Genomic DNA, 25,445 nt, shown 5'->3' with positions numbered 1-25,445 from the left:
GGCGGGCTGGGGCGGCGCGGAGTCCCCCACCCCGTCTGCTGGTTCAGCCGGAGGAGCCGTGCACCGGCGCCCGGCTGCTGGCGGGCGCGCGGTGCGGCGGTGCGGGTTCCCTATAACTCCTGCTGCTCAGCTCGGCAGCAGGGCGTTTAGGACCGCCATCCCGCGCTTGACCTCGGCCTTGTCCCCCTCGGCCAGCTCCAGGTAGACGCGGCCGTGGTTCGCCTCCGCGAGGCGCTCGAGCTGCACAATCCACCGCTCGCGGGTAGGCGTGCGCAGCTCCACGCTGGCGGCGAAGGTGTAGAGCATCGCGCTCGTCTCCCGGTGGCTGGAGCCGCGCGGGAGGAGGATGTCCACCTGCGGCTGACGCGTGCCGTATCGGCTCGTGCCGAGGCTCAGATTCAACGTGATGTTCTGAGGCTCGGTTTCCGTCGTCTGGCGAGCGTGACGGGCCTTGAGGGAGGTCTTCATGGCGTGCGTTCCTTTGGGATTGGCGGGGCCGTTAGTGGTCGTCGCGAAACTCATACATCCCTGCGTGGGGAGGTGAGGTAGGTTGTGTCTGGTGTTCTGGGTCGAATGTGGCCAGCACCCAGGCTTGGAGCGTGTTCTGTGTGGTGTTTCAGTGTCGCGGGATTGGGGGAAGCCCGCGCGGGCCTGCTGCGCGGGCTCCCCTGGCCCTGCCACTCAGCCCAACAGGCTGTTGAGGAGTGCCATGCCCCGCATGGCCTCGGCCTCGTCCCCCTCTGCCAGCTCCAGGTAGATGCGGCCGTGGTTCGGCCCCGCGCAGCAGTCGTTCTGAATGAGCCAGCGCTCGCTGGCGGGGGTATCCAGCTCAAGGCTGGCAGCGAAGGTGTGGAGCAGCGCGCTCACCTGTCGGTGAGTGGCGCTGGGCTGAAGGTAGATGTCCAGCTGTGGCTGGGCCGTGCCGTACCGGCTCTTGCCGAGGGTCAGCTTCAATACGGTGTTGCTGAAGTCAACAACCTTGACCGGGACGATGAAAGTAGGGACGGCCGTGGCGCTCATGGTCGGTGTTCCTGTGGGTTCGCGCGGTGCTGTGCTGCTCGTCGCGAAAGGCATACACGCTCTGGTCGGCGGGCCTATCAAGTCCTCTCTGGGGCCGCGGGGTGCATGTTTTGAAGAGGTTTTTCGTTATGGAAGCCTCTGCCCCTTGCGCCTTCGAGTGGTGTGAGGGATGTCACCCTTGCGTCGGGCGGTGTGGGCGCTCCCTCTCGGCCGTGGGTTCAACTCGCTCAGGGCGGCAGGTTAGGCTGCCGTCCTCATGTCCATGTCAGCGGAGAGCCCTGTGCAGGACTTGCAGCCCGCGCTCTGCCTCGTCACGAGTCGGACGAGGGCCACCCTCGCCGAGTAAGAGCAGGTGGACGCGGCCTGTGAGCCCGTTGTCGAGCACCTCCGACTCGACGAGCCAGTGCTGCTGCTCCGGGGTGCGCAGCTCCACCTGCGCGGCGAGAAGGAGGAGGGCTGCGTTGCGCTGCCGCGAGGAGGTGCCCTTTGGGAAGGCGACTTCGACTTCGGGCCGCAGCTCGGCGCCGGAATCGGGGAGGGCCAGCCTCACTTCCACGCGGGCGCCCAGGAGCGCCTTTCGAAGCGCCACCGACACGAGGGCGTCGGTGGCTTGGTCCTTTGTCGTCATGGCGGGCCTTACTCCTCAGCCTCAGCCTTCGGGGTGAAGTGCGCGGCGGCCTCGGTGGCGCCCATGGCCGTGAGTTCCCGGTGCGCCGCCTGCCGGAAGAAGCGAGTCCGGCTCGGCAGGCCCGCGTCGCGCCAGGCCTTGTCCAGAGCCTTCAGGGCGTCCTCGTCGAAGGAGAGGGGGATGACGCACTTGCCGTCCTCGCGCACCTTCAGCTTGCGCTCCGGGCGCGGGCCCACCTTGATTCGCCCGGACTCCACCCCAGAAATCTTCCACTTGAGGTAGGGGACGCTGCTGCTGTCCACCGGGCCCACGACTTCGCGGAACTTCGCCTGCAAGTCCTCCAGCGACATGCCCGCGAAGCGCCCGCGCTGAGCGACAGCCTTCGCGCCTGCGGCAGGGGTAGCGGCCGGTGCTGCGGGCGCCGGAGGCGCGCTGGGGGCGGCGGCCTTCGCCCGGCGGGAGGGGCTGCGCTGCTTCTTCGCGGCGAGGGACTCCTCGATGCGGCGGATGAGGTACTTCTTGTTGGGAGTGCGCGTCTCCTCACCCACGACTTCGCGGTAGCGGGCACGCAGCTCCGTCAGGCTCATGGACTCCAGCTTCTTCTTCGGGGCGGTAGTGCGGGACATGGTGGTGTTTTCCTTTCCGGGCCGTGGGTACACGTCTGCCATTCACAAGGGCGGCCCGGCGGCCCTCATGCGCTGGTGCCCCGCTGGGCGGGGCGTCGTAGGTGAGAGGGGGCGCTACTTGCTGCGGGTGTTGCTGGCGGCGCTCAGGCCGGCCTGATAGGCGGCTTCGAGCGCCTCCTTCAGGCGCCACACCGCCACCTCGTGAAAGTCGAGGCTGTCGCTGTTGCGTGTCTTCAAGGTTTCGATGTTCAGCGTCTCGCGAGCAATGCGCTCAAGGGTTTCTTGGAGGGCCGGGTCGGGCTTCGCGGTGGCTGCGGTGCGTGGCTTGCGGGGTGTCATTGTCTCATCCCTTGGTGCGCTGTTGGGTGGCGCGCGTGAGGCATACACGCTCTGTTGCGTGCGTATGGCAAGTCATTGTGCGCTGGGCTTGTTCAGGTGCGCGAAGCACTCCAGGTCGATGGCTCGCGGGTCGATATGCACAAAGCTGGTGCTGCCATCCAAGAGGACAGGCGCCGCGTCGATGCGGTCCTCGGCCGTGACGCCCCCGAGGCGCGCCAGCTTCTCGTCCGTGTTCACGTAGTAGTCGTCGGCTTCCGGGTCGGCGTCAGGGCGGGTGCCGCCGCGCAACACGGCGAAGATGCGGACCGTCTGCCCCCCGGAGGCCGGGAATTTCGTTGCCGAGGTAGGTGGTGTCGGTGCCGATAACCATGGGTGTCTCCCTGGCGCGCAGTGGGCAGCGCGCGAAGACATACACGCTCTGTTTTTGAGGCATAGCAAGCCGAGAAGAGAGGGATTCGGGGGCGACATGAGGCGCGACGGGCGGGGAGTGCCCTCTGTTTTGCTGGCGGTGTATGCCTATTGACTGGACTCTTCCGGGGCGCGGGGTTGCTCGCCGGGCGGCACCTCGATGCGCAGGCCCTGCGGAAACCAGCGCGCGCGGGCCTCTTGAGACAGGGGCCGCGCCGCCACCTTGCCCGCGCCTCCTTCCTTGGGCTTGAGCACCGTGTGTAGGCGCCCGCGTTGGACGAGCTCCGCGTGGAGGTGGCCGACGAGGAGCTGATGCAGGTGCCCGAAGCTGCCTGGCGCGGGGTGCTCCGGCTCGCCCTCCGGCGCGCGGATGAGGAACTCGGTGGAGCGGCAGGCGGGGCAGGGCGGAAGCTGAACGAGGCCGTCGTCCACGTCCTCACGACGAGCGACGCCCACCTCCAGGGTGCCAAGGGAGAGGCGATTGCCGCTGCCGCACCGGGCGCAGCGCTGCAGGACGTCGTCAGCGGTGACTTCGTGAATGGCCATGGGGCGTCCTCACGCGACAGCGGTGTACGAGCCGAACCAGTACGTCGAGGCGAGGCCCGGGAGGGTTTGGTGGGTGTAGAAGGCGAAGCCGTCTCTGTCCGGCACCATGACGGTGGGATTGCCGACGAAGCTTCCGGCGAAGGCGTAGGGGCTGAGGGTGATGGAGGAGGGCGCGGTGGGAAATCGACTGCGGAACGTCACCGAGCCGCCGCCGGACAGGCTGTCGTGCGCGGCGGTGTCGCTGTTGCTGAACTGGAGACCGAGCCGGCCCACCTCGCGCACGCTGCCCGCCAACTCGAAGGAGGTGTTGCTGGCGGTGCTGCTCAGCGGGAGTCGCAGCGTGCGCGTCCAGGAGGCGAAGGTGGCGGTGAGGCTGGCGTCATGGAGAAACTCGGCCTCGTTGCGCGAGAGGCGGAAGCCGGCAGCTGCAGCGCCGGTGGTGTCCCGTGCCCAGGCGCTCCCATTCCAGGCGGCGTTGAGGGTGAACCACACCGAGTCGCTGTCGGCGTAGAGACGCAGCCGCGCGGCTGCGCCGCCCGCGCCCTGGGCGTCGAGGAGAAGGACGCGGCCGGCGCCGAGGACGGGCTGGACGATGGCTTTGTGCTGGCCCGCCGCCTCCTCGTTGCCGCGGAAGTGCCCGCCGCTGAAGGCCGCGAGGACTTCCGCGAGGGCAGCCTCGACGGTGCCCGCAGTCAGCAGGTTGCCCGCGTCCGCGACGGATACGGCGGAGGCCGCGTGCCCGTCGGCGGACTGGGTGATGTGCCCGTTGAGGAAGCCCAGCAGCGCGGCCACCTGCTGCCGCAGGCTGCTGGCGGGGAGGGCGTGGGGCGTCCCGGCCAGCGCGTCTCCTCCGACACGAGAGGAGCCGGGGCTGTTAGCCGTCGTCTCTCCGAGGCGGGTGACGACTTCCTGGAGCTGGGCCTGCACGCTGGTGCCGCTGACGTATCCGTGGGGCGTGGCGCCAACGGCGCTGGCGTGGTGGGCCCCCGTGGCCGCGCCCTGGTGGGTGTTGAGGAAGCCCAGCAGAGAGGAGAGCTGCGCGTCGACGGTGCCCGCCGGCAGGAGGTTGGGCGTGCCGGGCACCGCGTCCGCGCCGACGCGGGAGGCGCCCGGTGTGCCTGCGGTGGCCGAGGAGAGCTTGTCGACGACTTCGTCCACGGCTTCCTGCACGGTGGTGGAGCTGAGGAATCCGTGGGGCATGTAGTCCACTGCACTCGCCCCGTGCCTTCGGGCGACGCCGGAGAAGTGGCCGGCCAGCTCGGCATCCACCTCGTCCAGTGTCGACTGCACGGTGTCCGCGCTGGGGCTCAGGACGTCCCAGGTTCCGCTCTCCACTGCCACTGAGGTGCCGCGCGCGAAGATGAAGGCCTGGCGGCGGGAGGTGTCCAAGTCCGCGGCGAGAATCTGCGTCTGCCCGGGGCGGCGCCGGACGTCACACAGCAGCAACTCGTCGGGCTGGAGGGTGGGTTTGGGCGCCTGGCCGACGGGCCCCTCCGGCGCCTGGCGCACCACCAACTCGAAGGACTCGTCGCGGCGGAAGTACACCTGCTGGGAGTTGCCGTCCGTGCGCGGCTCGGACAGCAGGCGGATGAAGCGTAGGAAGATGCCCACCCACCGCTCGCTGCCGGAGGTGGAGACGTCGGTGGGGATGCCGGACAAGTCCACCGCGCAGTCCACTGTCTGCCCGGTGCCGAAGAAGATGCGCTGGCCGAGGTTGTCGTAGGCGCGGCCCGGGGCCGTCAAGTCAACCGTGAGGTTGGGGACGGGGGAGTGCGGCGCGGGTACGGCCCCGGAGATGACGCCGTGGACGCCCAAGTCGGCGGCGAGGTTTCGGTCCGCCTTCTCAAGGAGGGCGAAGCCGAGGTTCAGCTCCGCTTCGGTGACTCGCTGACGAAAGAAATACTGGAGAGAGTCGGCCATTAGCGGACCTCCGCATTCGCGCCATGGTGGACGTAGAAGTGGCAGCGCCGGCAAAGGACTTCGAGGTTCCACGGCGCCAGGAGCAACTTGCGGTCGCCCTCGGGCGGCCGTGGATGGTGAACGACGAGGTTGCCCTTCGTGCGGCGTTCCCCACAGCGCGCACATTGCGCGTCAGGGCGATGCAGCAGGGCGGTGCGGGTTTCGGAGAACCCCTCACGTTGGCGCCACGCATTTTCCGGGTAGAGGGCGCGCTCGGGATTGAGGCGTCGGCGAATGCCGTTACAAACGAGCGAGCAGTACAGTCCACCACCGCGAGCGACCAGCCGCTGCGGCGTCTCGAAAGGCTTCCCGCACCAGCGGCAGGTGCATGAGACCAACTGGCCACCGTCCGTTGGCTCATTGGCCGCGTTGCGCCCTCGCTTCCACATTGTGAAGCAGGCTCTGCCGCAAGTCCGCCCGCCTTGACGCGAGCCTGGGCGACGGAAGTAGGCCCTTGCGCACACCTCGCACGTTGCGTTCGGGGGAGCGTTGTCCCGCTGCCAGATGCGGTAGCAGTTCGGGCACCGCTGCCGGTGCGTTGACGGAACGGACCGGAGGCAGTCGATACATGTCTTCGGGCGTTGTGCTTCCGCGCTGCGGCTCGTCACGTGTCGTGGCCCTCCTCCCACGACAAAGGCTCCCGAGTGAAAATCGGGGACATGCCGGGCGGACGTCAGTGCAGCGTCGTCGTCTCGCCCAGCTCGCTGAGTCCCAGCTCCCAGTGCTCCGGGAGAATGGGCGGCAGGGGCTCCACCAAGTCGATGAAGTGAGTGTGCGCGGGCTTGAGGTACTCGACGAGGGTGCGCAGGCGCTGGCGCTCAGCCGGAGAGAGGAGGCGCTCCACCTCGACGTTGAAGGCGTAGCGGGCGAAGCGCTCCGAGGGCCCCAGCACCCAGTCCACGCCCAGCTCGGACTCGCCCAGCACGAGGGTGTCTGAGGCGAAGGGGGAGATGGCCCGCACCTCGATGCCGAGGAAGAAGCGGATGGCGTTGCGCAGGCCCAGGGCGGTGCCCTTCTGGCGGTACATGTCCACGAGGACGGAGGCCAGGCGGCGCCGGCCAAGGACGTCCAGCTCGAAGGCGAAGGGGTTGCCCAAGTCCAGGAGGATGGCGTCCAGGAAGGACTCCGGAGCGCGCTCCAAATCGAAGACGTCGGGGAAGGCGTCCAAGTCAGAGAGGAGCAAGTCCGTCACCTCCTGGATGCAGGAGATGAAGCGGCGCAAGTCCCCCGTCACATCGTCGCGGCGGTTGTGGGCCGGCAGCATGTCCCAGAGCTGGAAGCTCCGGGAGGGCGGCCGGGCTGGACGGAAGCCCGCGAAGGTGGCGCGGTGGTAGGGGGGGAGCACCGGGTTGCCGTGCGCGTCCGTCACGCCCTCCACGAGGACCTCATACCCCACGTCCGGCGTCAGCTCCGTGTCGAGGACGAGGTGGACGAGGGGGCCGTCGGCAGCGGCCTCGAGTGAGGCCACCGGGACTGCGGGGGAGCCACGAGGCGTGAAGGTGAAGCGCGCCGAGGACGGCACCCGCACGTCCTCGTCGAAGGCGAGGCGCACGGACTTCGGCCCCACGGCCTGCGCGCCCACGAGGCGCGGGGCCGTCCTGTCCTCCACGGTGAAGGTGTACGTCTCGTCGAGGAGGTGCTCGCCGCCGGCCGTGGCGGAGACGACGCGCACGGAGACGGTGGCCTGGCTGGCCAGTGGTACCGCCGGGTGGAGCACCACACGCAGGGTGTCCGCCGTCTGCCTCACTTCCGCCAGCGGCCCCGCGAAGGCGGGTTGCACCTCGACAATCTCTCCGCCCGCGAAGGCGAGGACTCCGTCCACCCAGACGCGTGTGGCGGCCCGGGCAATGCCGTCCGTGTCGACGTCCACCAGCTCCAGCTCCAGCGCGGCATCGACGGGGACCTCCGCCTCCTCGGGGCCCGGAGCGCGGTTGAGGAGGAGGGGACGGCGCGTCTCGGCGAAGAGGGAGACGGTGTCGACGTAGAGGGCGGGCAGCTCAACCGTGGCCATGGCGACACCTCACGAGGAGACGAGTTCCATGCGGACGCCCACCGTGTGGACGCCGGAGAGCTTCGAGACGTTGGCGGCCATGTCCCCGACGAGGCGCTCACGGCCGGGGCGCCCGAGGCAGCGGGCGTACTTCACCCCTCCCACGACGAGGGACGCTTCCCAGGCCAGGCCCGCCGGGGCGCCCGCAGGCACACGGAGGCGCAGGACGCAGCGGACGAGTGCCACGTTGGTGACGTCCACGGCTTGTGTCACCTCGCCGAAGTCGCCCGGGGCCAGCTCGAAGCGGCGCCCAGGCTCCTCGTCTCCGAGGACGAAGAGGTACTCGCCCGAGGAGGGCGTGGCCCGCTGGGGCCGGATGCGGCCCTGCCCCAGGCCCAGGCGGCTGGTGAAGGCGGTGAGTGCCATGGCTTCACACCTGACGGGACAGCTCGAGCGAGTCGAAGTAGGCCCGGCGGGTGACGTCCCGCACGGCGAAGCCGAAGCCGCCCCGGCCCGAGGTGAGGGGTTGGCTGCCGGAGTTGATGGCGAGGGCATCGTCAATGAAGTCGGCCATGCCCGGCACGGGCTGCCAGTCCGGAGGCGTGCCGAGCGGGTGCGCGGCCAAGTCATTGTGGAAGGCCTTGAGGACGACGTCACCGTTGGCGTTGACGATGACGTCCAGCCGCAGGTGCAGCCAGGTGCCCTGCGTGAAGCTGGCCGAGGACTTCAGTAGGACGCCGGGACCGTCCGCGTCGGGCAGGCCCGTGGCCACCGCGCCCTTGCGCAGCACCACCCGGTGCGGCTCGTCGTCGGAGAGGCCCAGCAGGTAGGCGCTGTCGTTGACGGAGGCGCCCTGGCCGCACAGGAAGAGGAAGGGGGAGAAGCCGGTGGGGCCGCCGCCGGGCCCGCGCTGGAGGCAGCCGCGGATGCTGCCGCCCCGGGCCATGGGGGCGAAGTCGGGGAGGTTGGCGAACAGGGCGACTGCGCCCTGCGCAGCGGTGAGGGAGTTGAAGGCGAAAAGGAAGGTGCCGCCGCCCGGGGGACGGGCAATGCCCGCCGTCACGCCCCTGTCCACGGTGGCGATGTCCAGTCCGCTGTTGAGGTAGGTCCAGTCTGCGAGTGCCATGATGTCCTCACTGCGTGGCGGCCAGAGGCCACCCGGTGTCGAAGTCCTCGGAGGGCTGGGTGGTGTTGAAAAGGGCCCCGCGCGCCGTCACGTCCTCCCAGCGCCAGGCGTAGGCCTCGTTGGTGTGCCAGCGCTGCTCGAAGTCCTCCTGCGGCGAGTCGTTGAAGAGGCCCTCGACGGAAGCTGCGTCCGCCCAGTCCGTGAGGAAGGGCCCCTGTCCCCACGTCTCGACGACGTCCCCCTCGAAGCGGTGCGGGACGAACTGCGCGGGTGGCAGCTCGAAGAGGAAGCCGTCGTTGCCCCAGCCCCGGGAGAAGGCCTCGAAGCCCTCGCGCTGGCCGGAGAAGAAGGCGAGGGCCACAGGGACGTCGGAGAGGGCAGCGCGCCACATGTACCAGCGCTCGAAGTCCTCGCACGCCTCCTCCGGCACACCGAAGCCTGCCAGGGCTTCGAGGTGCGTCACCGTCGTCAGCGTCCAGTGCGCTGCCTCGCCGGGCCGGGCGCCCGCGTCATCGAAGCTGGGGTTGAGGAGGGCCATGTCAGAGGAGCCCTCCGGTGTCGCCGTCCTGCAGGGTGACGCTGCCCAGCACCGGCAGCTCCCGCACCGTCAGCTTCACATCCGCGGGCAGGCCGTTGAGTGTCAGGTCCATGCGCGCGTCACCCAGCTTCCGGACGCCGGGCACGTCGCGGATGACGTTGAAGACGTCGGACCAGGCCACCTCGCCGGCCGGGAAGCCCTGGGCGTCCTTGAGGTTGAAGCCGAAGTCGATGCGCGGGTTGGGAGTGCCGTCCGGTTCGCTGACGCGGAAGTGCGCGGCGAGCGCCTGGCGGACGCGGGAGGCGACGTCCTGGGCCGAAGCGCCCTGGCGCAGGAAGAGGCGGGCGGAGACGTCCACGCGCCGGTACACCGGCTCCTGGACGCTCACCTGGAAGGTGAGGGTGCAGGGGTAGACTTCCGTCACCTGGCGCAGCACCTGGGCCTTGAGCGCGGGAGTGGGGACTCCGCCGCCCTGGGGCACCACGTAGAGGATGCCGGCATTCTCGCCAATGGTGGCGTCCTCGTTGGACGTCAGCATGAGGGCGCGGGCAACGCCGGGGAGGCGTCGGGCGTTGATTTCAAAGTCCTCGCGGGAGACGGTGCGCGTCAGGGCCCGGAGACTCTCGGGGGCGAGCAGCTTCGCTGCGGCCACCGTCTGCCTGTCCGCGCCGCCCGAGGCGGAGGCGGGGTTATGGACGGACACCTGCACCGCGTGGCCGTGGGCGTCCCGGAAGCTGCCCTCCAGGACGACGAGGCGCCCCGCGTCCACGTTGCCGGCGGCGCCGCCACCCGTCTTGTACACCACCGCCACGGTGCCAGCCGGCGGCAGGCCGTTGGTGCCGGTGCCGAAGCGGACGGTGGCCTTGTCCCCTTGGTCCACCGAGACGAGGAAGTGGGCGTCAGAGGCGCGAGAGTTGAGGAGGGTGTCCACCTCGGTGAAGGCACCCTGGGCGGTGGACACGCGGGCGGAGCCGTCAAGGTAGGGCGCGAAGTCCAGGTGCGCCTCGAAGTCGGCGAGGCCGCGGGCGTCGGAGAGCTGGGTGTGCGTCTTCGAGTGTTCGGCCACGGCGACGACGCGCGGCGGGTTGGCGCCGGCCGGGATGGTGACGGACGAGAGGAGCTGGAAGCGGACTGCCTCCGTCACCTCCTGGGTGCGAACAACGGTGCCGGCGGGGAAGGTGACGGGGGCAGCGGGAGGCTGGGCCAGACGCAGCTCCACCTCGGCGGTGGCCGCCTGGGCGCCGTGGAGCCGGTAGCCCAGCATGCGCGCCAGGGCGATGACGTTGCGGCGCTGGGTGGCGGTGGAGAGGCGCGACTCGCGGGCGAGGTTGTCCTGGTAGTTGCCAAGGACGTCGCCGACGAAGGCGTACATCTCCAGCAGGACATTGCCGAAGCTGGCGACGTCGAAGTCGCTCCAGTCGGAGAAGACGCTCTTCACGAGCGCCATGAGGCGCGCACGCAGGGCGTCGAAGTCTCGGTGGGTGTAGTCGGTGGACGCGGGAAGAAGTGGCACGTCGGCGAAGGCCTCCACCGGGAGACAAAGGCACTAGTCGTGCGGCGATGGGGACGCGGGGCGCCTCCACTTCTATTCAAATCGACGAGAGGGGCTTATACTGGGGGGGTGGATGCTTCCATCGAACAGCAAGTTGCAGTCATCCTTCGTGTGCTTGCCAGTAGTGGTCGCGGCGACTCCGGAGGGACTCGGTTAGGGCGTGGGTGGCTTGATGCCCAGAGCCTTGCATTGCAGTCAGGTGTCAACGCCGAAGACCTTGGTGGCATAATTGAAGAGCTTGAAGACCGCGGGCTCGTTGAGGTGGTGCGGTACCTCGGGATGAGTTCGAAGCTTGGCTTCTCTCAGGCTAGTCTTACCGCGCAAGGGAGAATGGCCAGTCGGAGACTGGCTGGGGGCATGATGAGCACGATACAGAAAGATCCCAGGAACGTATTTGTTGTTCACGGGCGAAATGCAGTTGCTCGCGACGCACTCTTCGACTTCCTTCGTAGCGTTGGGCTTAATCCCATGGAGTGGGAGGAGGCGCGGCGGCAAACCGGTAGTGCCTCCCCCTATATTGGTCAGATACTTGACGCTGCGTTTGGTGCCGCACAGGCCATCGTGGTTCTTCTTACGGGAGAGGATGAGGCGCGCCTGCGGGAACCTTTTCGTGGGCATACGGAATTGCCCCATGAGACGAATTTGACTCCACAAGCTCGTGCGAATGTCTTGTTTGAGGCTGGGATGGCTCTCGGGCGCCATCCTGAGCGAACTGTGCTCATTGAAATTGGAGAGTTGAGGCCGTTTAGTGATATCGCTGGTCGCCATACCGTAAGAATTGCATCTGGTGGAGCAGGCGAGCGTCATGCGATTGTTGAGCGTTTGAGGGATTCTGGATGCAGTGTCGTCACTGAGGGCAGGCGCGATTGGCTTGAACGCGATTATTTTGGCCCGGTCTTTCGCAAGGACCCCAAGTAGGCTCGCTCTCTAGGCCCGGGGATGCGAGCCCAGGAAGCGTCGAGGGCTCTCCTTTTGAGTCGCTAGCTCCCTCCACGCGACTAGGGCGCCGCCAACTGCTTGTGACGGCCGCTGGAGCTACGGTTGTCACGGCAGTTGGACTTGTTGCCGGGCGACACTACACGAGGCCGCCTCCTGCTAGTGGGAGCGGTGCGCGGTACGATCATTTCGAGTGCCTGACTTCGTGGTCCACAGCGTTAGATGCCGGTGCTTCGCTTGGACCGATGCTTGGCGCGGCATATTGTGAGATTTGGGTCCAGCGATTTGTTGATGGTCTGATATTCCATCCCACCAGGGTCGCCAAATGGGGCGACTTGCCAGCGCGCTCGCTTGAGCATACTGCCTTCGTGGTTAATTCTTCTCGTGCGTGGTTTGGGCACATAAGACCCCCTGTTGAGGGCATCTATGATGTTAATCTAGTGGCACCGATTGTGACGGCGCCATCTCCTTACGCCACTCGGCTCGATGCCGATAGAGGGCGATGGCCTCTGCGTCATGCCGATTGGGCCGCTAAGACGTCGTTGGTTGGCATGTTTGCTCCGCATTGCGAGGGGACGGGGCCGTCTCTGAGTGGAGCGTTTGCGGTTGTTTATGCGCAGTATTCGCTTGGCAGTGTTGTTGGAGCGCCTATTGAGCGTCAGATGGTGCAGGTTGGTATGGTTCGGATGTATCGTGATGGCTATGTGGTTTTCCCTCTTCCTTCGCCATTTTTTGCCGATGGTGACGGAGTGGTTGCCGATGGGCCTATCGCAGACGGGGAAGCGTGTGTTTCGCGTCCTGACGAGCTGAATTCGATCTACGTGTTGAAGGTGGACCGGGTGCTTTCGGATGTTGCCCGTGAGACGACATTGGTGTCGGCCGGAGGAGCAGTGTTTGAGGCAGGAGAGTGGCGGCGGATTCGCTCTTCTCCTCCTTTGCGAGAGCGAGAGAGTAGGCCTCGACGAGGTTTTTTTGTTGATTAAGAGCTTCTGGCAATCGAGAGAGATACCGAATTCGGTGATGTGTTGCTCGTGCGGATGTGAATGCGGAGAGTATGTCCGCCCTCGTCCTGCTCAACAGTAACTTGCACAATCTGGACGCCAGGCAGCCAGCGCGCGAGGGCGTCACGGACGTACACGCGCGCCAGCTCCGCCAGCACCGTGTCGTTGCGCTGGTGGCGTAGCCGCGAGAGGCCCGCGCCGAAGCTGGTGCGCCAGGGCAGCTCGCCGGTGGAGTGGGGCGTGGCACCTTCCGTCAGCAGCACCTGCCGCACCTTCGAGGCGAGCAGCTCGGCCCCGGCGCCCGCGGCGAAGTCGCGCTTCCTGTCGCGCCGGAAGGGAATGAGGAGATTCTGGGGGGCTCGACTCACGACGTCCTCCTCACGGAATGGGGATGGCCGCGCGCACCTGCTGCAGCGTGCGGACGATGGCATCGAGGGGAGCAATGGCTTCTTCCAACGGGCTCCCCTCAAGGCTGGAGAAGTCCGGCACCTGGGGCCCACCCACCAGCCCAAGGAAGACGTTGAGGAGGGCCATGAGCTGGGAGAGGGCGGCCAGGGCCTTGCCGACGTTGGCGGCCTCCTGCGCGACGTTGGCTTCCGCGCAGCCGGCCACCGCGAGGAGGCCTGCGTCCCCAAGCTGGGCGGCGCGTTGCCGGGCCCGCGCCACACTCGACAGGCGCAGTTGCAGGTGGAGGAGTTGGCTACGGGCGTGCCCCAACTCGCCCAGGACGATGTCGATGACGCCCACCACCGTGTACGGCACCGAGAGCTGGGGGACGAGGCGGAGCAGCTTGGACACCTTCTCGGCCAGCGTCGGCAGGGCTGCGGCGATGGCTGTCGGGTCCGGCGGAGGCCCCAGCGCGTCAGGTATCGCCTTCACGACTTCGACGAGGGCCAGCACCGCGCCGATGATGTCGAAGAGGGGCGTGAGCGGCGCGAGCGCGGGCTGGACGGCCTGCAGGAGTTGGTGGTGTTGCAGGGTGGCGCCACCAGGCAGGGTGAGGCTGGGCGCCTCGGGCAGCGGGGGGATGTGGATGCAGATGGGCAGCGCCATGGGCTTCCTCAAATCGGCTCGGCAATAGGGCGCACCACGCGGCCGGCGATGGTGACTTGGGCCGCCTCTATGGAGATGGCGCCGACCGCGCGCAGGGTGAGGGCGGTGGTGGCATCGAGGGTGACGGTGTTCTCCTCCGCGTCGAAGGTGAGGCAGTCACCCGTCTTCCGGTTGGTGAGCTTCAGCTTCCGCTTCCCCGCGGACTCGTCCAACTCGACACGGAAGGTGGGCGTGGCGAGGACGCGGTTTTCGGGCGGAGACACCTGGGCCTCTTCGGGCACCTCGCTCTGTCCGCCCGGCTTCCCCCAGTGCGCGCTGAGGTAGTAGGGCGCGTCGACGTCGCCCTGGTTGAAGAAGACGGCAACCTCGGCGCCCACCATGGGAATCGCGAAGAAGCCCGTGTCCTTGGCGCCGCCCCCGGAGGTGCCCAGGGGCCAGGCCCAGGCGGACTCGGGTTCGATGACGCCGGGGATGCACACGCGGACGCGGCCGAGCTGCGCCTCGTCGTCGCGGCTGGTGACGTAGCCCACGTACATGCCGAGCAGGCGCGTGTCGTGGGCGAGGAGGTCGTCGTCGAAGGTGCTCATGGTGGGCTCGCTACCTGGGGAGACTCATTCCGGCTTCGGGGTCCTCGACACCGATGGGCTGCCCGTCACGTCGGTACTCGATGTACCGGGTGCCGGTGTCCCTCTCGAATGCCTCCACTTCCTTCAGCGCACCCGTCGTCTCGGGGGCGCTGGTGTTGGGCTGTCCGCCCTGGGGCTGGCCTTGCCTCTCGGCGCTGGCTTGCTGACGCTGTCCCGTGCCGTCGCGCGACAGCTTCAAGTCCGTGGTGTAGCCGGAGGAGGAGAGGACGTGCTTCGCCTCGGTGACGTAATACTTCCCGGACAGGAAGCTGGAGATGCCGCGTACCTCCACCACGGACTTCGCGCGCAAGCTGGGGTTGCCCACCACCTGGAGGGACAGCTTCACGGTGCCGGACTCTGCGCGCCGGAAGCGAGCCGCGGACTCGCGCTGGGCCTGGGCAGGTGTCGATGCCGAGGTGGGCTGGACACTGGTGGTGCTGTTGCGAAGCTGCAGCGACGTGGTGCCCGTACGCTTGTCCACCACCTCGAGGAAGTCCGCGAGCGTGGTGCGCTCCACGGTGGCACTGCTCGCCTGAGCTTCGATGTTCGCCTTGGCCATGGCGTCCCGGCCACGGACGCCCACCTGGCCCACTCGACGGCCCAGCTCCGACTCGACGTTGACGGAGAGGATGTCGCCCCGGCCCGCGTCCGCGTACCACCACAGCACCTGGGCGGGCGCGGCGGCCTGGTTGCGCGGGCCGAAGGTGAGGCCCTTGTCGTCGACGTGGAATTCGAACTCCTCCCTCGCGGCCAGGCGCCGCAGAAAGCGCGCGTCCGTCTCCCCGGCCTGGTGGATGGTGTCGAAGGACTCTCCAGTGTCCTCGACGTGGACGGAGTCCTCCTCGTAGCCGTACTCGGCGGCCACCTCGCGCACCACCTGGGCGCGCGTCTTGCCCTTCCAGGTGCGCGTCTTCGCTTCGCGGTGCATGAGGGCGCTGAGTGCCTGGCCCTCGACGGTGAGCACCTGGAATCCCTTCAGCTTCTTCACCACCACTCGCCGCGGCGGCGCCATGAGGCCCGGGTAGCCCCACGACACTTCTAGCACCGCGCCGCCCACGAGCTCCTCCCTGTCGAAGAAGGCCAGGTCGAAGTTGTCCAACTGGAGGGACAACTTGTCGGCCTTCGTCGCGGAGTCCTCGAAGGTAAGGCCGAGGACGCGGCCCTCCAGGGAGAGGGCCTCACCGCTGCGGGCCCTCTCGTGTGCCAGCAGCGTGAGGCGCACGCCAGGCGCGCTCCTGTCGAGGGGCCGTGTCATTCGCTGGCCCTCCGCCGCTGCTCGCTGAGGATGACGTCGGTGAGGACGCGTAGCGAAGGAACGAAGAGGCGCCGCCCGGCCTCCAGCTCCAGCGTCGCGTCGATGATGGGCTCCGGCTGGAAGTCGGCGATGGCCCACCAGAAGCCGCAGGCGCGCGGGAGGGGCGCGAAGTAGCGGCCGGCGAGGCCCCAGAGGGAGTCGCCCTGGGCGACGAGGTGGACGCGCGAGTCCGCGTGCGGCTGGAAGCCGTAAGGGGCTCTCTCGGTGAGGAGGAGGCGGCCGGCCTCGTCCCGCAGGCCGAGGGAGAAGGAGTAGCGGCTGCCAGCGTGAGGGGCCACTACGGCACCTCCTGACGGAGCTGCTCGGAGGTGACGCGGGTGTCGAGCACCTCCTCGAAGGTGACGGTGGCGGTGTAGACGAGGACGCGTCCGTCGACGGCGAGCTGGCGGTACTGGAACTCCACGCTGGCGACGACGCACTCCACGGTGAGGAGGCCGGGCCAGAGGACGAGGACACGCGGCGGTGCCGTCGCCAGCACACCCTCGGTGCCCGCCGGGGGCACGGTGAGGGCACGCAGGAAGGCGCGGAACGCCATGATGTTGGAGGCGTCGCCCTGCTGCGTGGCGAAAAAGGCGTCCAGGTAGAACTCCACGCCCGCCAACTGCCGGTTGGAAGTGCCCTGGAACTGGAGCACCTGGTGGGAGAGGCCAGGCACCGCCAGGCGGTTCCAATTCACCTGGAGCTTCTCGGTGAGCTGCGTGGGGTTGAAGAGGCACTCCATGGCCTCGCCGGTGAGGACATTCACGAGGAGGCAGCGAGGAGGACGGGCGAGGCCGGCAGCGAAGGACACGTGGGGCCTGCCTCTCAGTAAGACGCCATGGGAGAGAAGCTGCGGGAGGCGGCGTCCCTCTCGGCGCGCGCTGTGGCCTGGGCGAGCACCTCGCCGTCCACTTGGACACTCACGAGGACGGGCGCGGCGGGAGTCGAGGCTGGCTGCGAGGAGAGCACCTCGGGCTGGGGCAGCGAGGCCTGGAGGGCGGCCACCGCCGGCATGGATGAGGACTCCAGGGGCCAGTCCACTGGCGGGGTGGGCGAAGCGGTGGTGACGACGGAGGCGGGTGTGGCGGCGCTGCCGGAGGAGTCCTCCAGGCCGAAGGCGACGGACAAGTCCCGGTGGAGGCCCAGTCGGGCCGTGCGCAGCGCCTGCTGGAGGCCGGTGTCCGTGCCGAAGAGGCTCGCCACCGCGTCCACCACACCGAGGATGGCGCCCACCAGCTCCAGAAGGACGCCGGAGATGGCGTCGACCGTGCCGAAGACGATGAGCCGCAGCCCTGTCCACGCCTCGGCCCAGTTGCCGGTGAGGGCCCCGCCCAGCGTCAACACCACGCCCCAGAAGACGTCGACGATGCCGGAGAAGGCCGCCAGGGCCGCGTTGAGGACGCCGCCCACCACGGACACCACGAGGGACACGGCGGACACCAGCACGCCCACGACGGTGGTGATGTTGCCGATGGCAAACCCGATGGCCTGCCCCATGGCCACCCAGATGCTGCTGCCGTCCTTCGCGGCGGAGCTGGTGCCCAGGAGGCCAGAGAGCGCCCCACCGAGGACGCGGCCCAGGTGCGCGAGGCTGCCCAGGAGGACGTCGACACCGGCCTGCATGTAGCCCCACTGCCCCGCCAGCCCTTCGGCCACCTCGGCACCGGCCGTCATGCCCATGACGACGAAGTCGAAGACGCGGGCGAGGGCGCGTCCCACCGTGGCCCCGGAGGCACCGAAGGCAGCGAACTTCGCGGCGGCGGTGGCCGCGTCGTCTCTCTCGGAGAGGAAGCCCAGCGCCGTGCCCACCCGCCCCAGCGTCGCCTGGAAGGCGTCAAGGGTGGGGCGCGCGGCCTCCAGGCCAGCGGAGAAGCCGTCGGCGATGCCAGAGAAGAAGCTGTGGATGCGGTGCGCCCACAGGTAGACGTTGATGAGGAAGTCCTTCAGGCCGGCGCTCTCCGCGCGGCCCAGCTCCTCCCGCACTGCGCCGGAGAAGCCTCCGTCCTCGAAGAGCTGGACGAGGCCGCGGAAGGCGAGCGTCACCTGCTCCTGCACACGCCGGACGAAGTCGCCCAGGCCCCCGAGGTTGTGACGGAAGGCGTAGGCGAGGCCGGCTGCGGCGACGCCCAGGAGGACGACAGCGCCCACGGCCGGAAGCACCGTGGCCAGGAGGCCACCCAGCGTGAGGCCCAGCACCTTGAGGCCCACCACCATCAGCGCCAGGCCCACCTTGGCGGCGATGACAGCGCCGACAAGGGAAACCAGGGCACCAGCCCCGAGCGCGAAGGCTGCGAAGGCGCGCTTCACGGGGCCGGTCAACGCCTGGAAGACACCCAGCACCTGCTGCACCGCGCTGGCGACGAGGGTGACGAGGGGCTTCAAGACTTGGGAGAAGGGCTCTCCGAGAACGATGGCGAGCGTCTCCAGGTTGCCGGCGAGCAGCGTCTTCTGGCCCTCGAAGGTGTCCAGCATCTGCTCGCGGAACTTCGTGGCCGTGCCGCCCGCCTTCTCGAACGCGCCTCTCAGGTACTCGAGGGCATCGGCGCCTCGGACGACTTCGCCGGTGTCCTTGCGGATGCCGTTGGAGAACTGCGTGAGGATGGCATTCACACCGCCGAGCGCTTCGCGGCCGAACGCCTTCAGCAGGAACGCGGAGCGCTGCGCCGCCGTCATGCGCTCGAGGGCGGGCGACAGCTTGTCGAGGATGCCGAGGAAGGAGAGGAAGTTGCCCTTGGAGTCGGTGACGGCGACGCCCAGTCCACGCAGGTGCTTCTGCACCTGCGGGTCGGCCATGCGCTCCATGGCCACGGCCACGGCGGTGGATGCGCGCTCCACGCCGGGGACGACATTCTTGACCAACCCCAACGCGATGAGTGTCTCAGGCAGGGACTGGTTGAGGGCCTGCGCACCACGTGCGGCGGTGCCGAGGGCCAGGGGCAACTCATTCGCGCTGAGGGCGAAGACGTTGACGGCCTGGAGCATCTGGTCGACGGAGAGGGATGCCTTGTCGGTGGAGATACCGAAGGCCTTCATGGCCTGACTGGCCAAGCCCGCCGCACCTTGGGGCGTCAACTCCCCCAGCGAGCCACCGGCCAAATCCAAGACGGGCTCCAGCAGCTTCATGGCCTCCGCGGCGGTGAAGCCGGCTTGGGTGAGCTCGCGCAGGCCCAGCACGGACTCGGTGGGCGTAAACTGCGTGGCGAGGCTTGCTTTGATTGCCGCGTCACGAAGCTGTCCGAGCACCTCGGACGAGGCGCCAGAGACGGCGCCCACGCCCGCCACGGCCTGCTCGAATTGGCCGGCGGTGTTGGCCAGGGACAGCGACGCGCCCAGGGTGACGGCGCCCGCCGTGAAGAGGGACATGGCGACGCCGAGCCGCTGGAAGGAACTCTCGATGCGCGCGGTGCCCAACCCCACGCGCCTGTCCATGCGCGTGAAGTTGACCTCCACCTGGGAGAAGACTCCGGAGGCCAAGTCTCTCGCCGTGAGGACGAAGCCGAGGCCGAGGTTGTTGAGCATGCGTTACCTCCGCTTCGCGGCCTTCTCCAACGCCTTGGCATCCTGGGCACGCTGCTGGCCGATGCGCTCGAGCAGCCAGTCCCTGTCCGAGGTGGGCAGCTCCAGGGCGTTACCGAGGGGAACTGCGAGGCCGCTGCCTCCGTGCTGGTGCCAGCACAACTGGAAGAGGCCCTCGCGCCACGTCTCCAGCGTCACGCCGGGGAAGAGGTGGAGCGCTCCCGGCGCCTCGTTGTCCGCTGCGTCCCCGGGAGGAAGAAGCCCCGGTCGAAAGGGAGCTCCACCTCCTGGCGCATGAAGCACTCGGGGCACTCGACTTCGAGCGTCGTGTCCACGCCGCAGTCGACGGCGTCAAACTCGTCGACGAGGAAGTCGGCGTCGCGCAGGCTCAAGTCTTCGAGGAAGCGGCGCTTGTCGTGTGCGTCCACGCCGTCGATGTCCTGCACCCGGTAGGCGAGGACGGAGGACAGCAGCTTCTCCGGCGCCGCGCGCTGCAGCTGCGGGAGCCGCCGCTCGTCCTCCCCCGTCAGCAGCTTGAAGCGCACGCGCGTGCCAGAGTCCGGCAGCGTCGTCTCGAAGCGGTTGCCAGCCATGAAGGCCGCGCGGCTCGTGTCCGAGAGGACGCGCACCGGCAACTGCGTCAAGTCCAGCTCCCAGTCGATGCGGGCCCGGCAGGCAGCATTCTGGCAGGGGACGGCGAAGGCATACTCGGGGCCGTAGGTGAGCACGCGCACCTGGAGGAGCGCGTAGAAGCGGTCCCCTTGGAGTACCTGGCCCCAGTCCACCTTCCCGTCGGGGAAGGCGTAGGGGCCTGCCTCCAGCAGCTCCTCCCAGCACGCGGAGAGCAGCTCATCCACCTGTCCGCCGCTCTTCGCCAGCTTGCGGTCCGCGAGGACGCGCTCCTCCCGCACCTTCATGCCGCGGATGCGGCCCGTCAGCCCCGAGGGGCATGAGATGATGTCCGCCATGTCCTACCTCCTAGGAGGACAAAGGCCTCGGGCGGCAAATCGGGGACATTCTCTTGCGAAGGGCCAGATGTTGGCGCCGGGCAATGGTAGTGATCGAAGTGGAGAGCTTGCTGCGCCACCGAATGGTTGGTTCCATTCGAGAGCACGTGTGGCCCGCTCTCAAGGCTAGCCCCCGCATGTAAGGGCCCGCTCAGAAATTACTTGGCCGATTTCCGCGCCCGGAAGCCGATTCTCCGGGGGTGGGCACGCCTCTCATGGCCATGTAAATTGCGAGCGGGCCCTAACCCTCGAGCCTCCATGCTTTACCCAGTTGTGGTCGGTAGTGACCCATGCCTCATTCACTTCCATGCGGCAGAAGGCAAAGAGTGAGTGCAGGTAGATGAGGGATAGCCTCTTGGTCAGTCGCTCCTCATTCGAAGATGTGCGTGAAACGCGCCCATCCATAAAGCGTGTACACTCTGTTCGCTGTTGGTGTGCGCTACATTCCTCCTGATTGCTTGAGGTGCACATGCAAGACGAAGCCCTCCCTGCCGTGGCGCGCAGTGAGCTGCCTGAGACTTACTGGAAAAAACTGGGATTCCTTGCGGTTGTTGCGGCAGTCTATTTTCTGTGGGATGTCGGGTTTTTACAGACATTGCCGATGCAGGAAGAGACACAGGCACAACAAAACACCAGGCCCTTCTCCTCTATTGAGTGGCTGATATTGCTGCTGCCAGTCGTTCCAGTGCTTCTCGACGCCGCGAAAGCGTCTGTGCAATGGCGTAGTTTGGCCCGTCAGGTGCAACCCCCGAGCATTTCCTGGGGATTTGTGGCCCTTTGCTGGTTCCTGACCCACTACGCTCGAACAGAAGTATCCTCGCCAGATCGGCGGTTGTTTTACGATCATGTAGGCCTTGCTTCAGTTCCGGTTCTGTCGCTGGTGGCCACGCTTGGCTATGTCTTAATTCGTGCTTGGCAGGGTTGTCGCCCCCGGGGCCTGTTGCTGGGAATTGGCTGGCTGGTGCTCCTGCTGGCACTTATTGGATGGAAGACCTCGGATGGGTGGCCAAGGCTCGGTGCTGGTAATGCGCCTAGCTACAAAACGCTTATGGATTACCAGACGGCGCCATCGGACTTTCCTTTTCTTGCCACGCACGATGGGGCATATCCGCGAGAACCCTTGAGAGGGTACCGGGCGGAACCCGAGTTGCGTCCCGAACAAAACGACCAGTGCACGGTCGTCTTATCCATGTCGGGAGGAGGTACGAACTCGGCTTCGTTTGCCTGGGGAGCCATCCATGAACTGAATGAGGCCTTTCCCGAGCGTCAGCGCTCCGTGCTCCGTGAGTTTGACTATCTTGTGACGGCTTCAGGGGGCGGGCTGATGGCCCTTTCCTTGATGGAGATCCTTCGCGAGGCAGACCTTCGAGGAGATACGCTCAGTTCGGCGACAGCCCGTGACTATCTGGAGAGTTCGCGCTTCTTCTCTGTGCTGGGGCTCTCCTATTTGCCGAGTACGAAAGACGCGTTTCTTAGGAACGTATTAGATGGAAGAGCTGCTTCGCGGGTTCGAGCCCAACTGAAAACTGCTTTTGTCGGACTTGATGGCGGAGTCTGTAAGGGAGACTACGCTGGACCGCTTAGGAGTGTTCCGAGAGAAGGTGCTGCGTTCGAGACGTATGCAACCTGTAGTCTCACCTCTCCTCTGAGCTTTAATGAGGTCTTTCCCCCAGAAGGCGTTCCCGTCAAGCTGCCTGTCTTCGTCGCCACCGTAACGGCCTACGAGACAGGTCATGTGGTGCCGCTGCTTCCGAAATGGCTCAATCAGTTGGGGGTGGATGAAATCCGGCTGGCGCTTCCTCATGCGGCGTCAAGGAATGATGTTCTTCAGGTTGATCCACGTGTAATGGACTATTTGGATGCCGTGACGCTCTCCATGTCGTTTCCTGGCATTGGACCTGTTTTGGGTACAACCGTGCCGTTGAAGCGCCCTGATGGCAATTCCATTCGCAGGGGCATCGCACTCGCGGATGGAGGCCAGTCTGACAACTTGGGGCTGGGCGTGGCTCTTCGGTTGGGACTGAGTCACGCGAAGCAACACCCCGTTGTACACATTGTCCTGGATAGTAGCATCCAGACGTCTTCTCCCTATCTGGTGAGGCGCTACGACTTCGGCGAGGGGCTGTCTAAGATGGTACAGAACGCGGTGCCACTCCTAGGCGCCGCACGGCTTGAAGCTGAGGGGGCGGCGGGCGCACAGGTCCGAAGCGTTCTAGGGGAACCTGTTGCTCCTTTATTCACGACGGCTAGGAACTACCTATTGTCCGTGGTGAGGATGTCCGACGTGATGGACCTCAACCAAGAGAGGCCCACTCTATTCCATGCGCTTCCCAAGGGCGGCTGTCTTCGCAGGCTGCGTCCTGGAATGTGGCTGCCAGAGGATCGCTGGGATTGCAAGCCTGTTCCGTTAAAAGGGACGCCGCAGGCGCTACTGGGCCACTTTGACTCCTCCCTCTCTCGAAACGAGAATGAGGTGCAGTTGCTCATCGATGCGGGTCGAAATGCCATGCGGATGAAGCTCGCGTCGGGTTTGAAGGATGCGTTGGTGCAATGCCTGGACGCGGCGCAGAGTGACCCCTCCCACTATGACATTCATTAAGAAATAGTCACCCCGCCAACTCGAAAAAGTCATAGGTGAGGGTGACGCTTTCGATGACGTTTTCATCGGACTCGTTGTCCCACTCGCCCGCGACGAACTTCACGGGCCAGACGCGGGAGAGGCTCCACCGGCGCAGCGTGGTGCCGTCCCTGTCTTGCTGGACGATGTCGGAGTTGCGCTTGTAGATCGCGTCCGGCAGGCCCAGCCCGCTCGACATGTGGACGACGTCCTGGAACCAGTCGAAGAGCTGGTGGTCCTGCGTGGCGCCTCGCTCCAGGGTGACGTCGGAGAAGGTGAGGCGCCCCGGGGACTTGTTGGGGATGAGGCTGCCGCCCTCGAAGTATTGGATGTTGGCGACCTCGACGGACAGCTCGGAGCACTTCTGGAAACCCGCGTGGCCGATGTCGTCAATCTCGACGAGGAACTTGAAACGCTTATGGAAGCTGCGCGGCTGTCCGATGATGGCCATGGCCAGTCTCCTTACAGGCCCGCCGAGGCCAGCTCGGCCTCGAGGGCGCGGGTGTCCTGAGAAACCTGCAGGACGATGAACTCGGCCGGCTTGTTGGTGGCGAGCCCGATGCGCGCCACCAGCTTGCCGGCGAAGATGACGGACGGCGGGTTGAGGGCGTCCGAGACGTCAACGAAGAAGGCCGTGGCGGGCTCCTGGCTGCGGAAGGCCCCGTTCTTCATCTGCGCGAGGAGGAAGGCGGCGATGGAGCGCCGCACCTGGGCGCGCAGTCCCTCCGTGTTGTTGCGGTGCCGGGCGAATTGCAGGCCCGACTTGAGGCTCTTCTCGATGAAGGACACCCCGCGCCGCTCGGCGACGTAGGGGAAGTTTCCGCTGGCCTTCAGCGTGCGCGAGCCATCGATGAAGCGAGGCAGGCCGGGCCCGGTGGTGAGGGGATTGATGCGGCGGGGGTAGACGACGTCCCGCTTCTTCTCTTCGAGGACCTCCTTGGTCTCGAAGCCGAGGACGCCGAACATGCGCCCGGCCTCGATGCCCGCGGGCGCGTCGTACACGCCGCCGGGGCGCGCGCCGTCGTTGCGGGCGAAGACGCCAGCGATGATGCCGGAGGGCGGGACGACGAGCTGCTCCACGTTGCCGAAGACGCTGCGGGCGGGGTTGAGCACCTTCACGCGCGGCCAGTACAGGGCCGCGTGCTCAGAGAGTCCTTCGAGGGCGGCCTCCTGCGACACGTAGGAGACGATGTCCGTGGTGCTGTAGCCCGCGGGCGAGTCGAGGACGGCGAAGACGAGGCCGTCGCGCGCCACCTCGCAGTAGCGCACCATGGCGTTGTGGACGGCGGGCGTGGCGCGTCCGGGCACCAAGAGGAGGGAGACGTCTTGCACCTCGTCGAGCGCGTAGAGGCCCGTCCTACCCGCCTCGGAGCCGATGAAGTCGGCGTCGTCCAGGCCGACGAGGCCGTCGGTACCGCCCGAGAGGGCCACCGTCTGCACGTCCGGAACCGCGTCCGGTTGCACCATGAAGGCCTGGGCGTAGCTGCTGCCGGTGCGCTCGTCATTGAGGACGTGCTCGACGTAGCGCGCGTCGTCCTCGGACGAGGAGAGGTTGGGGAAGGACTCGCGGTAGGCGCCGTCCTCGAGGACGAGGACGTCGAAGGTGTCGGGGGCACCGTTGGTGGAGGGACGCACCTCCACCTCGAGGCGGTTGGCGTAGGCTCCCGCGTCCTTGGCCTCCAGGTGGAGGACGTCGGTGGCGCCGGAGGCGTCGCCCGTGTGCGGTAGCGCGTCGAGGCCGAGGCCGGAGCCCGCATCGCCCTGCACACGCAAGGAGGCGCCAGGTCCCGTGGACAGGGTGCGGAGTTGCAGCGTCCCCAGGGAGGACGGCGCCACGCGGACACCCGTCACCGCTGCCTCCACGAGGGCGCGCACCTCGGCCAGCTCGACCGCGCGCAGACTCTGGACGTTGCCACTCCCCACCTGCGGGCCGCCGGGGAAGCCGAAGACGGTGTTGGCCACCTCGTCGCCCACCTCCAGACGACTGGAGGCGCCCTGGGTGTCGCTGGCGATTCTCAGCACACCGTCCGCCACGGTGGCTCGCCCGCCAATGAGTCCCGCGTTGAGGACGGCGGCCACCTCCTGCGCGGTGGCCTGGGTGACGTCTTCGAAGTCCTCCTCGCTGAAGGCAATGAAGACGTCCCGGCCGTCGTCGACGCGCACACGGAGGGCCTGCCCGGCGGTGAGGGCATACGGCCCCGGGCGCCCGGCAGAGACGGAAGCCGCCGCGCCAGAGAAGACGACGTCCACCGCCTCGGCGCCGTTGACGGACACCTCCAGGCGCTGGCCATCGGCCAGAGTGAAGGGGGGCCGCAGGGTGCCGCGCACGGCAGCGGGCGTGGGCCCTCCGCCCGTGGTGAGGGCCGCCGCCGCGCGCGTGGCCGTGTGCGACTCGGGGTTGGAGGCGTCCTCGTAGTGGACGGTGCGCACCGCCCAGAAGTGGCTGCCGCCATTCTCGAAGAAGCCCATGGCGGCGAGGACCAAATCGGAGTCTGGCGTGAAGCCGCCGAAGGTGGCCTGGTACTCCTCGAAGGAGGTGCAGAGCACCGCCTGGCCAATGGGCCCGCGCTCCGCCAGGCCCACGGCACCCGCCACGGAGGTGGGCGCGGAGGGAATGCCGCGCACGCGTGGCTCCTCCTCCTCAAACACGACTTTCGACGACA

At 67.4% G+C, this 25,445-nt stretch carries 25 protein-coding genes and 1 pseudogene; 2 read left to right on the top strand and 24 right to left on the bottom strand.

Annotated features, from left to right (window positions below):
• Positions 1-126: 126 nt before the first annotated feature.
• From VZQ01_RS08215 to VZQ01_RS08155, 13 genes and pseudogenes are all read right to left on the bottom strand, one after another.
• Complete coding sequence (locus VZQ01_RS08215; protein WP_426747455.1) at positions 127-468, bottom strand: hypothetical protein; 342 nt, start codon at positions 466-468, stop codon at positions 127-129.
• Positions 469-681: 213 nt separating this feature from the next.
• Entirely contained in the window at positions 682-1,020 is a 339-nt protein-coding gene (locus VZQ01_RS08210; protein ID WP_426747453.1) for a hypothetical protein, read from the bottom strand.
• Between the two features lie 265 nt (positions 1,021-1,285).
• Complete coding sequence (locus tag VZQ01_RS08205; RefSeq protein WP_426747452.1) at positions 1,286-1,648, bottom strand: hypothetical protein; 363 nt, start codon at positions 1,646-1,648, stop codon at positions 1,286-1,288.
• 8 nt (positions 1,649-1,656) lie between these two features.
• The gene (locus VZQ01_RS08200; RefSeq protein WP_426747451.1) at positions 1,657-2,274 is read right to left on the bottom strand and encodes a DUF2924 domain-containing protein; all 618 of its coding nucleotides are present in this window, start codon (positions 2,272-2,274) and stop codon (positions 1,657-1,659) included.
• Positions 2,275-2,388: 114 nt separating this feature from the next.
• Positions 2,389-2,613 (bottom strand): DUF6900 domain-containing protein, encoded by a 225-nt coding sequence (locus VZQ01_RS08195; protein ID WP_426747450.1) that lies wholly within the window; start codon positions 2,611-2,613, stop codon positions 2,389-2,391.
• A gap of 72 nt (positions 2,614-2,685) precedes the next feature.
• Positions 2,686-2,983 (bottom strand): annotated as a pseudogene (locus VZQ01_RS08190) (hypothetical protein).
• 146 nt (positions 2,984-3,129) lie between these two features.
• On the bottom strand, positions 3,130-3,567 hold the full coding sequence (locus tag VZQ01_RS08185) for a hypothetical protein (protein WP_426747449.1): 438 nt from the start codon (positions 3,565-3,567) through the stop codon (positions 3,130-3,132).
• A 9-nt stretch (positions 3,568-3,576) separates the two neighbouring features.
• On the bottom strand, positions 3,577-5,487 hold the full coding sequence (locus VZQ01_RS08180; protein WP_426747448.1) for a hypothetical protein: 1,911 nt from the start codon (positions 5,485-5,487) through the stop codon (positions 3,577-3,579).
• 712 nt (positions 5,488-6,199) lie between these two features.
• Complete coding sequence (locus VZQ01_RS08175; RefSeq protein ID WP_426747447.1) at positions 6,200-7,537, bottom strand: phage tail protein; 1,338 nt, start codon at positions 7,535-7,537, stop codon at positions 6,200-6,202.
• Positions 7,538-7,546: 9 nt separating this feature from the next.
• Entirely contained in the window at positions 7,547-7,942 is a 396-nt protein-coding gene (locus VZQ01_RS08170; protein ID WP_426747446.1) for a hypothetical protein, read from the bottom strand.
• Between the two features lie 4 nt (positions 7,943-7,946).
• Positions 7,947-8,642: a hypothetical protein gene (locus VZQ01_RS08165; protein ID WP_426747445.1), complete on the bottom strand. Its 696-nt coding sequence runs from the start codon at positions 8,640-8,642 to the stop codon at positions 7,947-7,949.
• A 7-nt stretch (positions 8,643-8,649) separates the two neighbouring features.
• Positions 8,650-9,180 carry a hypothetical protein gene (locus VZQ01_RS08160; RefSeq protein ID WP_426747444.1) on the bottom strand — a complete coding sequence of 177 codons (531 nt, stop codon included), beginning with the start codon at positions 9,178-9,180 and terminating at the stop codon, positions 8,650-8,652.
• A gap of 1 nt (position 9,181) precedes the next feature.
• Positions 9,182-10,711: a baseplate J/gp47 family protein gene (locus VZQ01_RS08155; RefSeq protein WP_426747443.1), complete on the bottom strand. Its 1,530-nt coding sequence runs from the start codon at positions 10,709-10,711 to the stop codon at positions 9,182-9,184.
• Between the two features lie 90 nt (positions 10,712-10,801).
• Between VZQ01_RS08155 and VZQ01_RS08150 the strand changes: the two genes are divergently transcribed.
• Positions 10,802-11,650 carry a TIR domain-containing protein gene (locus VZQ01_RS08150; protein ID WP_426747442.1) on the top strand — a complete coding sequence of 283 codons (849 nt, stop codon included), beginning with the start codon at positions 10,802-10,804 and terminating at the stop codon, positions 11,648-11,650.
• 997 nt (positions 11,651-12,647) lie between these two features.
• On the opposite strand, the gene VZQ01_RS08145 is transcribed toward VZQ01_RS08150, so the two are convergent.
• From VZQ01_RS08145 to VZQ01_RS08105, 9 genes are all read right to left on the bottom strand, one after another.
• Positions 12,648-13,037 (bottom strand): GPW/gp25 family protein, encoded by a 390-nt coding sequence (locus VZQ01_RS08145; RefSeq protein WP_426747441.1) that lies wholly within the window; start codon positions 13,035-13,037, stop codon positions 12,648-12,650.
• A gap of 10 nt (positions 13,038-13,047) precedes the next feature.
• Positions 13,048-13,722, bottom strand: coding sequence for a hypothetical protein (locus VZQ01_RS08140; RefSeq protein WP_426747440.1), 675 nt, complete (start codon positions 13,720-13,722; stop codon positions 13,048-13,050).
• A gap of 8 nt (positions 13,723-13,730) precedes the next feature.
• The gene (locus VZQ01_RS08135) at positions 13,731-14,309 is read right to left on the bottom strand and encodes a phage baseplate assembly protein V (protein ID WP_426747439.1); all 579 of its coding nucleotides are present in this window, start codon (positions 14,307-14,309) and stop codon (positions 13,731-13,733) included.
• A gap of 10 nt (positions 14,310-14,319) precedes the next feature.
• Positions 14,320-15,336 carry a phage late control D family protein gene (locus tag VZQ01_RS08130; RefSeq protein WP_426747438.1) on the bottom strand — a complete coding sequence of 339 codons (1,017 nt, stop codon included), beginning with the start codon at positions 15,334-15,336 and terminating at the stop codon, positions 14,320-14,322.
• Positions 15,337-15,599: 263 nt separating this feature from the next.
• Complete coding sequence (locus VZQ01_RS08125) at positions 15,600-15,941, bottom strand: hypothetical protein (RefSeq protein ID WP_426747437.1); 342 nt, start codon at positions 15,939-15,941, stop codon at positions 15,600-15,602.
• The gene (locus tag VZQ01_RS08120; RefSeq protein ID WP_426747435.1) at positions 15,941-16,453 is read right to left on the bottom strand and encodes a CIS tube protein; all 513 of its coding nucleotides are present in this window, start codon (positions 16,451-16,453) and stop codon (positions 15,941-15,943) included. The genes VZQ01_RS08125 and VZQ01_RS08120 overlap by 1 nt, the downstream gene beginning before the upstream one ends.
• 14 nt (positions 16,454-16,467) lie before the next feature.
• Positions 16,468-19,161 carry a phage tail tape measure protein gene (locus VZQ01_RS08115; protein ID WP_426747434.1) on the bottom strand — a complete coding sequence of 898 codons (2,694 nt, stop codon included), beginning with the start codon at positions 19,159-19,161 and terminating at the stop codon, positions 16,468-16,470.
• Between the two features lie 3 nt (positions 19,162-19,164).
• A complete protein-coding gene (locus tag VZQ01_RS08110; protein WP_426747433.1) occupies positions 19,165-19,356 on the bottom strand; it encodes a hypothetical protein in 192 nt (63 codons plus the stop codon).
• Entirely contained in the window at positions 19,353-20,126 is a 774-nt protein-coding gene (locus tag VZQ01_RS08105; protein WP_426747432.1) for a T4 family baseplate hub assembly chaperone, read from the bottom strand. The genes VZQ01_RS08110 and VZQ01_RS08105 overlap by 4 nt, the downstream gene beginning before the upstream one ends.
• A 508-nt stretch (positions 20,127-20,634) precedes the next feature.
• Between VZQ01_RS08105 and VZQ01_RS08100 the strand changes: the two genes are divergently transcribed.
• A complete protein-coding gene (locus VZQ01_RS08100) occupies positions 20,635-22,764 on the top strand; it encodes a patatin-like phospholipase family protein (RefSeq protein WP_426747431.1) in 2,130 nt (709 codons plus the stop codon).
• Between the two features lie 7 nt (positions 22,765-22,771).
• On the opposite strand, the gene VZQ01_RS08095 is transcribed toward VZQ01_RS08100, so the two are convergent.
• Both VZQ01_RS08095 and VZQ01_RS08090 read right to left on the bottom strand, forming a co-directional pair.
• Complete coding sequence (locus tag VZQ01_RS08095; RefSeq protein WP_426747430.1) at positions 22,772-23,233, bottom strand: phage tail protein; 462 nt, start codon at positions 23,231-23,233, stop codon at positions 22,772-22,774.
• A gap of 11 nt (positions 23,234-23,244) precedes the next feature.
• Entirely contained in the window at positions 23,245-25,407 is a 2,163-nt protein-coding gene (locus VZQ01_RS08090) for a phage tail sheath family protein (protein ID WP_426747429.1), read from the bottom strand.
• Positions 25,408-25,445 lie beyond the last annotated feature (38 nt).

This window comes from Myxococcus faecalis, from assembly GCF_050039385.1.
Lineage (GTDB): Bacteria > Myxococcota > Myxococcia > Myxococcales > Myxococcaceae > Myxococcus > Myxococcus fulvus.
Note: the sequence above shows the minus strand (reverse complement) of the source record. Positions and strands in the feature narration are given on the sequence as shown.